General features: G+C 59.3%; 11 protein-coding genes. 1 reads left to right on the forward strand and 10 read right to left on the reverse strand.

Annotation, left to right across the window (positions count from 1 at the left end):
• Positions 1–41: 41 nt before the first annotated feature.
• Genes mukB through cmoM form a run of 4 tightly spaced genes read right to left on the reverse strand, consistent with a single transcriptional unit; the run spans position 42 to position 7,300 of the window.
• Positions 42–4,490 carry a chromosome partition protein MukB gene (mukB, locus tag ACJ8OK_RS13455; RefSeq protein WP_004928222.1) on the reverse strand — a complete coding sequence of 1,483 codons (4,449 nt, stop codon included), beginning with the start codon at positions 4,488–4,490 and terminating at the stop codon, positions 42–44.
• Positions 4,487–5,215 carry a chromosome partition protein MukE gene (gene mukE, locus ACJ8OK_RS13460; RefSeq protein WP_004928226.1) on the reverse strand — a complete coding sequence of 243 codons (729 nt, stop codon included), beginning with the start codon at positions 5,213–5,215 and terminating at the stop codon, positions 4,487–4,489. The genes mukB and mukE overlap by 4 nt, the downstream gene beginning before the upstream one ends.
• The gene (mukF, locus tag ACJ8OK_RS13465; protein WP_015377335.1) at positions 5,196–6,518 is read right to left on the reverse strand and encodes a chromosome partition protein MukF; all 1,323 of its coding nucleotides are present in this window, start codon (positions 6,516–6,518) and stop codon (positions 5,196–5,198) included. Before mukF ends, mukE begins: the two co-directional genes overlap by 20 nt.
• A complete protein-coding gene (gene cmoM, locus ACJ8OK_RS13470) occupies positions 6,515–7,300 on the reverse strand; it encodes a tRNA uridine 5-oxyacetic acid(34) methyltransferase CmoM (RefSeq protein ID WP_004928230.1) in 786 nt (261 codons plus the stop codon). The genes mukF and cmoM overlap by 4 nt, the downstream gene beginning before the upstream one ends.
• Before the next feature lie 152 nt (positions 7,301–7,452).
• Here cmoM and elyC point away from each other — a divergent pair, with 152 nt between their 5' ends.
• A complete protein-coding gene (gene elyC, locus ACJ8OK_RS13475; RefSeq protein WP_015377333.1) occupies positions 7,453–8,226 on the forward strand; it encodes an envelope biogenesis factor ElyC in 774 nt (257 codons plus the stop codon).
• Between the two features lie 7 nt (positions 8,227–8,233).
• On the opposite strand, the gene ACJ8OK_RS13480 is transcribed toward elyC, so the two are convergent.
• The 6 genes from ACJ8OK_RS13480 to cspE form a co-directional block, all read right to left on the reverse strand.
• Entirely contained in the window at positions 8,234–9,130 is an 897-nt protein-coding gene (locus tag ACJ8OK_RS13480; protein ID WP_260952848.1) for a YcbJ family phosphotransferase, read from the reverse strand.
• Between the two features lie 150 nt (positions 9,131–9,280).
• Complete coding sequence (gene kdsB / locus ACJ8OK_RS13485; protein ID WP_004928235.1) at positions 9,281–10,030, reverse strand: 3-deoxy-manno-octulosonate cytidylyltransferase; 750 nt, start codon at positions 10,028–10,030, stop codon at positions 9,281–9,283.
• Positions 10,027–10,209 carry a Trm112 family protein gene (locus tag ACJ8OK_RS13490; protein ID WP_004928237.1) on the reverse strand — a complete coding sequence of 61 codons (183 nt, stop codon included), beginning with the start codon at positions 10,207–10,209 and terminating at the stop codon, positions 10,027–10,029. Before ACJ8OK_RS13490 ends, kdsB begins: the two co-directional genes overlap by 4 nt.
• A 298-nt stretch (positions 10,210–10,507) precedes the next feature.
• Positions 10,508–11,734 carry a winged helix-turn-helix domain-containing protein gene (locus ACJ8OK_RS13495; protein ID WP_442530636.1) on the reverse strand — a complete coding sequence of 409 codons (1,227 nt, stop codon included), beginning with the start codon at positions 11,732–11,734 and terminating at the stop codon, positions 10,508–10,510.
• Positions 11,735–11,847: 113 nt separating this feature from the next.
• Positions 11,848–12,069, reverse strand: coding sequence for a cold-shock protein (locus ACJ8OK_RS13500; RefSeq protein ID WP_004928241.1), 222 nt, complete (start codon positions 12,067–12,069; stop codon positions 11,848–11,850).
• A 223-nt stretch (positions 12,070–12,292) separates the two neighbouring features.
• Positions 12,293–12,502 carry a transcription antiterminator/RNA stability regulator CspE gene (gene cspE, locus ACJ8OK_RS13505; protein ID WP_004928244.1) on the reverse strand — a complete coding sequence of 70 codons (210 nt, stop codon included), beginning with the start codon at positions 12,500–12,502 and terminating at the stop codon, positions 12,293–12,295.
• Positions 12,503–12,930 lie beyond the last annotated feature (428 nt).

Below are 12,930 nucleotides of genomic sequence, written 5' to 3' on the forward strand. Positions count from 1 at the left end.
CTGCGGCGGCTATTTTCGGATTTTTAGGGCGTTTTTCTGCGTTACGGCGTCTCAACCGGCGCAGTGCCCAGCGCCGGCGGCTCGCCAGCGAAACCGCGCAGCCCCACCACGTGCACATGCTCGTGGTTCTGGAACACTTTACGCACCAGTTTATAGGTGGTGCCCTTCTCCGGACTGATGTTTTCCGGCGCCGCGATGATCAGCTGCATCTCCAGACGGTCACACAACTCGAACAGCGTGGCGATCGATTTGGCATCCAGACGCGCCGCTTCATCGAGGAACAGCAAGCGACATGGCGAGATGTCTTTACCGCGCAGACGACGGGATTCTTCTTCCCAGCTCTGCACCACCATCACCAGAATTGACATCCCGGTACCGATGGCTTCACCGGTAGACAAGGCGCCGCTTTCCGCACGCAGCCAGCCGTCAGAGCCACGGTACACTTCCACTTCCATCTCCAGGTAGTTGCGGTAGTCCAGCAACTCCTCACCGATGGTCTGCGGCGTGCGCTGCCCCATATCGATCTGCGGATTCAGGCGCTGATACAGCTTGGCCAACGCTTCGGAGAAGGTCAGGCGGTTGCTGTTGAACAGATCCTGATGCTGTTCCTGCTGCTCGGAGAGCACGTCCAGCAGAGTGGCGTGCGCTTCGCGCACATTGACGTTCAGACGGACGCTCTTCACCTGGCCGAAAGCCACGGCCTGCAACCCCTGGTTCAGCATGCGAATGCGGTTCTGCTCACGCTGAATGGTTTTGCGAATGATGTTGGCCACGCTTTTCGAACTGATCGCCAGCTTCTGCTCGCGCGCGGTCAGTTCTTCGGTCAGACGGCCCAGCTCAATCTCCATCTGCTCGATGGCCTCGACCGGATCGTCGGTGCGGATGATGTCCTGGCGGATACGCTCGCGCAGGTGTTGGTACACCGCGATATAGAACTGAATCTTACGCTCCGGCCGCTTCGGATCTTCCGACAGACGCAGCACGTCGCGCAGGTGTTCGTTGTCCGCCACCGCCAGACGCAGCGCGCCGAGCGCCTTATCCGACATCGAGCGCAGCTCGTCCCCATCCATATACGCCAGCTCGCGGCGATGCAGGCGGCGTTCCACGCCGTTGTCTTTCACCAGACGCATCACCGCGCACCAGCCCGCCTTGGCGGTCACCACCTGCTCGCGCAGCTGATGGTAGTCGCGTTCCAGCTTGCGCAGTTTCTTCTGCAGGCCATCCATTTCGGCTTCGCAGAAGGTCAGCTGTTTCTCCAGCTGATTGCGGCGAGCGCGGTTGTTGCTCAGCGCCGCATGCAGCTCGTCGCGGCGCTGACGCGCGCGCGCTTCGGCGTTGGCGTCGGCCTGCACGCCGATATCCACCAGCTCCTGGCTCAGCTCTTTCAGCATGTCGCGCTTGGCGTCATACGAGCTTTTCAGCGAGGCCAGCACCTGGCTGTATTGGGTGAACTGGGTTTGATATTGACGCAGCTGCTCACGGGCGCGGGCGCGTTCGGCTTCCGCCTGTTCCAGACGCTGGCGCAGCTTGTCGTTGAGATCGTTGTTGGCATTCTGCATGCCGGCGGAGTCGGTATAGCTGAAGTGTGCGCGACGCTGCACCACTTCTGTCAACGCGAACGCCTGCTGTTTGGCCTGACGCTGCACGCTTTGCGCCTGCGCGTAGTCCTGCTGCAGCTGTTCATGCTGCTGCGGATCGCTCTGCAGCACCGACAGCAGCGGCTCCAGTTTGGTCAGTGACACCCCGTGCTGTTGAATGTGGCGCGCGGCGTCCTGCGCTTCTTCCAGCTCTTCGCGGATCTCGTCGACGCGATCCTGCAACGTTTCATCGTTCAGCAACGACACCAGCGGCATCAGGCGGTTGAGCGCGGAAATGCCCTCTTTGGCCTGATCGTACTGCTGGCGCTGCTGCTGATTCTGCGCTTCGTGATTGTTCAGCGCACGCTCGATCTCGCCACGACGGGCGTTCAGGCCGCGGATCTCCGCTTCCGGATCGGCGTCGAACGCCACCGCCAGATGGGTGCCGATAAAGCGGCTGAAGGCCTGGTGCGAGCGCTGAGTTTTCTGCACGTCGAACGACAGCGTGGCATAGCGCTCCGCCAGCGTTTCACGCTCGGCATGCAGCACTTCCAGGCGGTTTTCGCGCGCCGCGCGGCCGAACAGCGGCACTTCCGGGTAGCGGGAATAACGCCACTGGCGATCGGCGATTTTCACCACCACCGCTTTGTCCTGTTCTTCGACGGCGAACACGCTGTCATCAAACGACTGCGGATCCCCTTCGATCAGGTAAAGGTCTTCCGGGCAATCTTCCAGCCCTTCCAGCATCTCGCGCACCAGCGACAGATCCGGCACCACGATGGCGTGGCGCGAAGGGCCGTACAGCGCCGAGAAGTAAGGTGCGTCGTCGATGGTGACGTCATCGTAAATTTCCGACAGCAGCACGCCGCCGAAACGTTCGGCCAAAGTGACCAGGCGTTGATCTTCCGCGCCGCCCGGTTGGCTGAGACGTTCGATCTGCGCTTCCACTTCGCGCTTGCGGGCCGCCACTTCGTCGCGCTCGACGGTGGTTTCACGCTCGCGCTCCAGCAGCTGCTGCATGTATTCGGTCACCTGCTGGCTGTTTTCCAGCGGCTCTCCGCTCTGATCGCTGAGCTGGCTCAGGGCGTCCTGCGCCGCCAGCCACACCGGGGCGCGCGCCGTCAGCTCACGGATGCGCTGCTGGATCTGCTCCAGCTCCTGGCGCATCTCCATGCGGCGTTCGCCGGCTTCGCTGACGTTCTGCGACAGCGCTTCCAGGCGCTCTTCCAGCTCCTGCTGCAGCATGTCGAGATCGTCCGGCTGGTACTCCTGACCATGGCGTTTGCAAAATTCTTGCAGCAGGCGCTCGGCGTCCTGCTGCGAGCGCAGGCGCTGTTCCAGTTCGCTCAGGCGCAGACGCAGCGGCTGAACGCGCTCGGCGAGGTGTTGCTGCGAAGGCCAGTCGCGCAGCAATTCGCGCGCGCACTGCCAGGCTTCGCTGCGGCTGACCTGGCCGGCGATTTTACCCACCAGCTGATAGGCCTGCTCGAACTGGCCGTGCGCGGCGTCGGCCACGCTCAGCTTCTGTTCCAGCATCAGCAGCGCTTCGGTCGCCTCCTGCTCGCGGGCCTGGAAGGTATCCAGCCACTGTTCGGCATTATCGGCGGTCAGGTCCGGCAGTTGGCACAGCGCGCGTGCGCGCTCCAACGCCTGCAGCGCCTGCTGGTACTGAATGGCGCGGGTCTGCTGCACATCGAGCGCCTGCTGGTAGTCGGCCAGCTGGCTCTTCAGCTCATCCACTTCCAGCTCGGCCGCTTCGGCGCGCGCTTCGTTTTCGGCCTGCTGCTCGCTCGCCTCGGCCACCACTTCGTTCTGCTCTTCCAGACGGTAGGTCAGCTCTTCCAGATCGGCTTCATAGCGTTCGATCTTCTCCTGCTGACGCATGGCCGTCTGCACCAGATTCAGGTGGTCGCTGGCGGCCTGGTAATCGGTTTCCAGATCGGATTCGGCGCCGCTCTGTTCGCTCAGCTCGCGCGCCATTTCCACATGGCGATACTGTTCGGCGGCCAGCTGCTTGCGGCTGCCCAACAGATCGCTGCGCAGCGCCAGCGCACCGTCCAGATGGATGCGGCGTTCATTGGCATGACGCATATAGTCCGCCGCCACATAGGAGGTGGCCTCGGAGATCAGATGCTTGAACAGGTCGCGATCTGACTGGGTGACGCGGATCGCTTCCAGCGTCATGCGGTTCTCGCGCAGCGCCGCTTCCATGTCCTGGAACGCCTTGCGTACGCCGCTGTTCTCCGGCAGCAGGTAATCGCGCAGCGAGCGGGTGATGGCGCTGGAGATGCCGCCGTACAGCGACGCTTCAATCAGACGGTAGAACTTGCTGCGATCGGCGGACGAACGCAGGCGTTTCGGGATCACGCCCAGATCGAACATCAGCGAGTGGTAATCGGTGATGGAGTTGAACTGCTTGAACTGCACGCCCTCCATCTCTTCCACGCGCTCTTTCAACTCTTGCAGCGACAGCACGCGCGCCTGGCGCTCACCCACGGTCTGGGTCAGCAATTCAGTCGGCTGTACCGCGGTCGGCAGCCCCTGAATGGTGAACGGTTTGATATCGACCTTGCGGTCGCGCCCCGCCACCTGCTGCAGACGCACGCCAACCACCACGCGCTGGTGGCGTGAATTGACGACGTCAAGGGTGGAGTAACACACGCCGGCGCGCAGCTTGCCGTGCAGGCCTTTGTCGCGCGAGCCGCTGGTGGCGCCCGCTTCGGTGGTGTTACGGAAGTGCAGCAGCGTCAGGTCGGGGATCAGTGCGGTGACGAAGGCCGCCATGGTGGTGGATTTCCCCGCCCCGTTACCGCCGGACAGCGTGGTCACCAGCTCATCCAGATCAAAGGTGCGGGCGAAGAAGCCGTTCCAGTTAACCAGCGTCAACGAGCGAAATTTACCGCGTTCAATCATTCCTGTTCATCCTCTGCACCGTCAGGAGCGTTATCAACCTGCTGATCCTCAGCGTCATTCTCATCGTTCAGCGACAGGCTGGTTTCAACCGGCATCGCCTCGCCGTCGCGAATCATGCGCAGTTGCGCTTCACGCGGATCGTCGCCGCTGCGCACGTCGGCGCCGAAGCGGAACACCGCCTCGGTAATGCGGAACTTGCTGCTGTCATTGCCCATGAAATAGACCATGCCGAGGCGGCGCAGACGGTTCAGCGAGGTGCGCACCTTCTCGTGCAGCTTCTGCCGATCGAGATCCGAACCGGTAGATCGCTGGTTGACGAACTTCAGCAGCTTGTTCTCATCGGCCAGGCTCAGCAGCTCGTCGTACAGCTCCTGATGGCTGAAAATGCCCTCGTGCGCCAGGCGCTCGGGGCTGAGATACAGGTAGCACAAGATCTTACCCACCATCATATCCAGCTCGGACAGCACCGAACGCGGGATCAGCGTGGTGGAGCGAGGGCGCAAATAGAAGAAACCTTCCGGCGCCCGAATCAGCTCGACGCTGTAACGGTTGTAAAATTCTTCCAGCTCATCCTGGAAATCCATTAAAAAGGCGTGGTTGTCCAGCTCATCGATACCGATGTGACGACCCGCGCGCAGTTGGCTATCCAATGCCGGAAACAGCGAGTTGGACAGCGCCTTGGCCAGCTTGACTGGCATTACTTGTTCAATATTTGTCGATGACATGGGCCTGGACCTTGGCTCCGTAATCATTGATTGCCTGCCATTCAGCCGGCAACCCTGAGAAATCTGCTTCAGCCACACCGAGGCGCACTGCCTGGTCGACCACTAAACGTGCCACGTCGAAATGACGCGCACGCGGATATTGCGCCAGATAATCGCGCATCACCGCCGCAAGGTTGAGCGGCATCTGCTGTTCCTGGTACACCTTCAGCGCCTCTTCGATCATCGCCGCCAGCTGTTCGCGAATCTCGCTGAACTCTTCAAACTCCAGATCCGGTGGCAGTTCCCCGGTCACTTCATCGCTGCGCAGCGCCAGTTCTTCGTCGCGCATGTCCAGCAGACGATCGGCATTGGCATGGGTCAGCGCCCATGGGTGGTCGAAGTAGGTTTGCACCGACTGGCGCAGGCGCTGGGCGAACACGCGGTTTTTGTCCATATCGATAGCGGTACGGATAAATTTATGCACGTGGCGATCGTAGCCGATCCACAGATCGATCGCCTGCTGCCCCCAGCTGATGATGCGATCCAGCTTGCTTTGCAGATCGAACACCAGCTTATCGACGAAACCCAGCTCCACGTTGCCGAGGGTTGCGTCCTGGATGCGCAGCAGGTTGGCCTGCAGCTTATCGCCCGCCGCATCCAGCGTATCCTGCAGCTCGCGCAGGGTGCCCGAGGTTTCCGACAGCAGCATCTCGCAGCTGGAGATCGCCGCCCGCCAATCTTTGCTCAGCAGCGCCGCGATGTCGTTCTTCACGCTCTGCTGCTGCTCATCCATCACGCGTTGGGTCATGTCGATGCTGTCGAAGATTTCCGCCACCGAATATTTCAACGGCGCGAACACGTTGCGGTGCCAATGGAAATCGTCGCCGCCCTCGTCGGCGGCATCGGCGGCGCGTTTGAGTTCCTGCGCCACGATAGACAGCTGCATCGACAAACGCAGCGTGGAGAATTCGCGTTGGCGAATATAGTAATCGGTAATGCCGATACCCAGCGGCGTCAGGCGGTAAATCGCGTTGCCGTCCGCCAGCTCGCTGGTAAAACGGTTCAACAGGCGCTGGCGCACCATGTCGTTAATCGCATTGTTGGCGCGCATCGCCACCGTTTCATGCGTCTGTTCAAAACCCTTGCTGACATGGCGAAATGCATCAACCAGCTCACCTTCGCTCATCTCGCCGTCCAGCCGTTCGCCGTTCAGGGTAGCAATGGCGAGCAGAAATGCGAGACGCTCCGTAGGGAGCGAAATAGAGAAATCATTTTTCCGTGCCCAGGCGACCAGTTCGGGTACTGTCTGGGAAAATTCACTCATAGTTCGTCCTTCAGGTTTGGTTTATGCGCCATGACGTGAATATAGCGCCCCAAACTCACGTACGGCTCCTGCCGGCAATAGTGCTGTTCAAGCGCCAGTAACTCTTCAAATTTTTGTGTTTGCAGCTGTCTGCTCTGCAGATAGTCGTGGAACACCCGCACGCCGGTTTTGCCGCCGATGCGCATGCCCAGTTGTTCCAACCAACCGTAGACCAATAGCGGATCGTGCGGATATTGCGGCGACAGCGAACGCTTGCGGCGCCGTCTGACCTCGGGATCCACCAGTTGGAAATTACCCAACACCACGTTGCGCATCAAGAGGCCGTTGGCGTTGAAGAACATCAGCGACAGCGCGCCGCCCGGCGTCAGGCAGTCATACAACGCCTGCAGCGCCGCTTCGGGCTCGGCGATCCATTCAAGCACTGCATGAAACAATATCAGATCAACCGGCTGTTCCAAATGTTGAGCGATATCCTGCGCAGAACTTTGTACGAATTGCATGTTCTGGCTCACACCTTTCTGCTCCGCCAGCAGCGCGGCGCGCTGGATCATCTCACCAGAAAGATCGCACAACAACACCTGATGTCCTAATTCTGCCAGTTGGCAGGCCATATGGCCTTCACCGCCCCCGGCGTCGAGAATGCGCAGCGGCCGCTGCGGCAACTGCGCCAGCAGCCCGGTCAGATCCTGCCAAACCACCGCCTGGCGGATTTTTCCTTTCGTGGTGCCGTAAATATTACGCGCAAATTTTTCAGCAATATCGTCAAAATTGCGATCCTGCATGGACAACGGCTCCGCTGATCTCATTCTTGTCGGCGGCAAAGCGCACGCCCATTCAAACCTGCTATTTTGGCACAGACTGACTTAGAATGTATCTTCTTGCGGCCTGTTTATACCTGGATGCCGCTTTTTCACCCAAAAGGATCTGATTTTCGATGCTGTTCAACCTGAAAAAGTTCTTTGGCGCCCTGCTGATGCCACTGCCGCTGTTGATGCTGCTGATGGGGCTGGCGCTGCTGCTGCTGTGGTTCACCCGCTGGCAAAAAAGCGGTAAGACGATTTTCACGCTGAGCTGGTTGTTTTTACTGCTTTTCAGCCTGCAACCGGTGGCCGACCGACTGCTGCGGCCGATCGAAGCCGAATACCAGACTTATCGCGGTAACGATCCGGTCAGCTACATCGTCGTGTTGGGCGGGGGTTATACCTACAATCCCGATTGGGCGCCCAGTTCAAACCTGCTCGGCAACAGTTTGCCGCGCGTGACGGAAGGCGTGCGGCTCTACCTTGCACATCCCGGCGCCAGGATGGTGTTCACCGGCGCGTCCGCCGGCCCCATGCAAAGCAACGCCGCCACTGCGGCGCTGGTGGCCGAAAGCCTGGGCGTGCCGCGCAGTGATATGGTGATCTTGGGGGAACCGCGCGATACCGAGCAAGAGGCCGCTCAGGTCGCCAAGTTGGTCGGCGAGCAACCGTTCATTCTGGTGACCTCCGCCAACCATCTGCCGCGCGCCATGCGTTTCTTCAAGGCTAAGGGGCTGCACCCGATCCCGGCGCCGGCCAACCAGTTGGCGATCGACTCGCCGCTGAATATCTGGGATCGCGCCACACCGTCGTCAATGTTCCTCGGCCATACCGAGCGCGCCTGGTATGAAACGCTGGGTAGTCTGTGGCAATGGCTGAAGGGCGCAGATAGCGCCGGCGCAGAGTAAAGCTCGTTCAACCGGCCAGCCAGGGCAGCAGCTGTTGCGATGCATAGTCGAACGGCCGCCGCTCCAGCTTGCCGGTATGGATCAAACGCCCTACCGCTTCCCACACCACATATAGCCAGCGCCGCGCCAGGAAAGCGTCGGCGACCGGCGCCCGCTGCAGATAGCTGAACAGCAGCTGGCTGGGCATGCCCGCCTCGCAGAGGCGGAAAAGATCGTATTCACGCGGCGCCCACAGCACTACGCCGGGATTGAGCATCGCCAGCAGTTGATCGCTTTTGGGATCTTTCAGCATGTTGCGCAGCGATAAGTTACCATGCACCAGAACACAGGGATCATCGAAGCCGACGAAGAAATGGGTCAGCGCTTCGCGCGTGCGGTACAGCAAACGCCGATCCGCCATGGTCAACTGCGGGGTGGTGAGATTGACCACCGTCGCCCACAGCACTTCGACCCGCTGTTGATACCAGCAGAACCAATCATTCTCCTGCGTGCTGTCAACGCTGCCGACGCTGCCGTGGCTGTCGATGCGGTGCCAGGCCAATATCCCGTCAACGATCTGCTCCATCAGCATATTCCAGCGATCCGGCGAGCGCGTCGGCGCCTCAGCCGACACGCCGCGCAGGCGCTCGATCAGCAGGATTTCCGTATACGGCGCCTGGAGGGTACACACCACGCCATACACCGTAGGCAGGCGAATATCCCCGTCGCGCGCCAGCATCGACAGCTTGTACGCCTCCTGCTGGGCGATGCCCCGACAGATAAAGCTTTTCGCCATCAGCGGGATCGCGTTGCCCTGCCGATCGTACAGCGAATACATATGCGCATAAGGCTGTTCGCTCACCCGCTCCAGCCGGCTGATGGACTCACCCAGCACAGTGCTCAGTTCGGCGCGTAACTGCTCCATAAGGCATTCACCTCAGGCTAATTTGGGGAGATGCGTAACATCATCGAACGGCGAGCGGAAAAATTCTTCAACGCAGATCAACAAAACGGGGATCAATAATGGGGGTATTGCATCATCGGCGCGTTGCGCGGCGCGCCGACGAAATCAGGCTCAGGGTTGAATGCTGTCGCGCACGCGCTGGAGGTCTTCCGGCGTATCGACCCCCACGCTCGGGATCGCTTTCGCGACCGCCACGTGGATCTTTTCACCGTACCACAGCACGCGCAGCTGTTCCAACAGCTCGATCTGCTCCAGTTGGCTCGGCGCCCAGCTGACGTAGCGGCGCACGAAGCCCGCGCGGTATGCGTAGATGCCGATATGACGCAGCAGGCTGTCGCCGATGCTCTCTTTCGACGCGGCGAAACGCTCGCGATCCCACGGAATGGTGGCGCGTGAGAAATAGAGCGCGTAGCCCTGCGCGTCCATCACCACCTTCACCGCGTTGGGGTTGAAAGCCTCTTCGGCGCTCTCGATCGGCACCGCCAACGTCGCCATGCCGGCCTGGCTGCCCGCCAGGTTTTCCGCCACCTGCCGCACGATAACGGGTGGGATCAGCGGCTCATCGCCCTGCACGTTAACGATGATCTGGTCGTCGGCAAAGCCGTAGTGCGCGATCACTTCCGCCAAACGCTCGGTGCCGGAATGGTGATCCGGGCTGGTCATGCATACTTCGCCGCCGGCGGCTTCCACCGCTTTGGCGACTTCAGGATGATCGGTCGCCACGATGACGCGGCTGGCGCCGGACTCACGGGCGCGCTCCATCACATGCACCACCATCGGCTTGCCGTGAATATCGGCCAGCGGTTTGCCCGGCAAACGGGTTGAGGCGTAGCGGGCGGGAATAATAGCGATAAAACTCATGCGTGCTTCTCATCCAGCGACAGCGCACGCGCTTCATTTTCCAACAGCACCGGAATGCCGTCGCGCAGCGGGTAAGCCAACCCGTCCGCTTTGCACACCAGTTCCTGGTTTTCTTTATTGAAATAGAGTTTGCCGTTGCATACCGGGCAGGCAACGATTTCGAGTAAACGGTGGTCCATGCATCCTCCGCTAGGGGATAGGTCATCTGGGAAAGGCAGTGAGGATAGCATAACGCCCGGCCTCAGGTTAATCATCGGCGGCGCCAAGGCGCCGATATTTCCTCACTGCGTCGGCGCGACAGCTTGAACTGCGGCGCATCCCGGCGTAGAATTTTGTGATACAAATCACAAAAGAAGGCCGTGATACATGATCAAACGTCTGCATAAAATCATCGCTCTGTTCGCAAACTTCAGCCACTGAGCCCCTTTGTAACGAGCGACGCTTCACTTCGTTTTACCCCACCGACGGCGTCGCTCGTTATCCCACTTCCCAGCCGGCACCCCATTCCGCGGCCAACGCGGCCGGAATGTCGCCCAGCGCGACGCGTTGCGCACCGTGCCATTTGGCCGTGCGCGCGATGGCCTGCCGGATATCCTGCGTTCGCTGTTTACCGAAGCGTACTTGCACCTCAGCATGGAAACTGATGATCTCGAAGATGCCCTGGCGACGGTGCGCCTTGGCGTCAATCCGCCCCACCAGCTCGCCCCGATGCAGCACCGGCAACGTGAAGTAACCATAGCGACGTTTTTCTTTCGGCGTGTAACACTCCAGCCGATAGTCAAAGTTGAACAGTTCGAGCGCCCGGCGGCGATCCCACACCACCGGATCAAAAGGCGACAGCAGGCTGGTGACCGTCGATTTCAGTTTGCCCTGCTCCGCCAGCGGCAGCAGTTCCGCCAGTGATTCATGCACATAGAACTGCCCTTCCAGCCCCTCTACCTGCACCGGCGAAATTTCCCCCTGCGCCTGCAGCTCTGCCAGCAAGGCTTTTGGCGCCACGCGTTTCAGCCGATAATAATCCGCCAACCACTCGGCGCGGAAAATGCCCAGATAGCGGCAGGTGCGATGCAACATCTGCCGGCGCGCCCGCTCCGCAGGCAGCGCATGACGCGCATCGTCCCAGGCCGGCAGCAGCCTTTCGGTCAGATCGTAAACCCGGTGGAAGTTGCGACGCTCGGCCACCATCAGCTTGCCGGCGGTAAACAGGATCTCCAGGTGCCGTTTCTCCGGTTTCCAGTCCCACCACCCGCTGTTGCCTTTCTTCTCGGCGCTGAAATCGGCGGAACGCACCGGCCCCTGTTGTTCGATGTGCCGCAGCAGGTTGTCCATCGCCGCCTGGTGCTGCTGCACCCAGTCGGCGGAGTATTTCCAGCCCATATCATGCGGCGCCAGCATGCGATGCCGCAGCAGACCAAAATCTTCGATCGGCAGGAAACAGGCCTCGTGCGCCCAATACTCGAACAACTTGCGGCCGGCGAGCGCCTGCTCCAGCCACTCCGGCTGATAGGCCCCCAAACGGCTGAACAGCACCAGATACGGGCTGCGGGCGACGACGCTAATGGTATCGATTTGTAACAGCCCCATGCGCTGGATCGCGCTCACGACATCATCGGGCCGAGCCTGGCGTTTAAGCGGAGAAAGCAGCCCCTGGGCGGCAAGGTGCAGCGCGCGAGCGGCGGTAAGGGAAATGGTCGGGGTGGTCATCCTGATATCCGTGGCGAGTAGGCAATGGCCTGATAATAGTGGATATCGCGGGATTTATCTTCGCCAGTGCTTGCGGGTGGCGACACCGGCACTGGCGAGGAAGGAGGATGCGATCAGAACGCGATAACGTCTGCCGCGGACAGCCCATGCGAGCTGCGATAGATCGAGAACTCAACGTTCTGACCTTCGTTCAACGACTTATTTTTGGTGTTGGCGATAGCGTTGCGGTTGACATAGATTTCGTCGCTGCCATCTACCGGTGAAATAAAACCATAGCCTTCGGCCTGATTAAACCATTTCACACGACCCATTTTTAACACAGTATTTTTAAACATAACTTATATCCTTTTACTTGAGCATCCTTGACAACGTCATTTTTTATATTGTCTGGACGCTACCAGCCCATCCTAAAGTTTTTCGTAACAAACCTCTCGTGAGCAAAAAAATAAAAAACCCGCACTAAGGCGGGCTTGTTGAACTTAATATCTTCCGCATGACTCAGCGCTGAAGCGTCACCATGGTTGTATTAAGATCTCTTTATACGCGTTCCCTGTCTTCTTACAGAGCAACTACGTTGGCGGCAGCCGGCCCGCGCGGGCTGTCCTGGATGGTGTACTCAACGCGCTGGCCTTCAGCCAGGGTCTTGAAACCGTCGGTCATGATTGCGGAGAAGTGTACGAATACATCTTTGCCGCCGTCGTGCTGCTCAATGAAACCAAAACCTTTGCTTTCGTTGAACCACTTAACTTGACCCGTCTTCTTAGACATTACTTTTACCTTTAAATATATTTACAAAACCTGCCATAAGAGGCAATTGCGGCCATTTCAGAAACATTACTTATGGGAGGTACTTAGAAGGTTCGTCTTTGAAGCGGAATCGGATGATAACGTTTTTGGAGGAACTGCTTAACTCTAAACTCGAACATAAATAGGTCTGGATTACAGGCCGACTTGCATTTACTCATAAAAATGGTGAATGCACAAGAGGTTTATTGCAATAAATTCATCATTGCGCCGAATTTATTTTTATCCCCATGAATATACATGACTTAATTTAACGCTCACCGCAGCCGCTCCAGCGCGTTCCTCTCCTCACCGGGGCATCATTTTCCCGTCTGAGCGCTGCAAATGAGAGCTAACGCATAAAACTCTAATATGCTTGACGCCGCTATAACAAATCCCAAATCAGATGGCTA

The sequence above is a fragment of the Serratia sp. CY71090 genome, assembly GCF_052166845.1.
GTDB classification, from domain to species: Bacteria; Pseudomonadota; Gammaproteobacteria; order Enterobacterales; family Enterobacteriaceae; genus Serratia; species Serratia nematodiphila.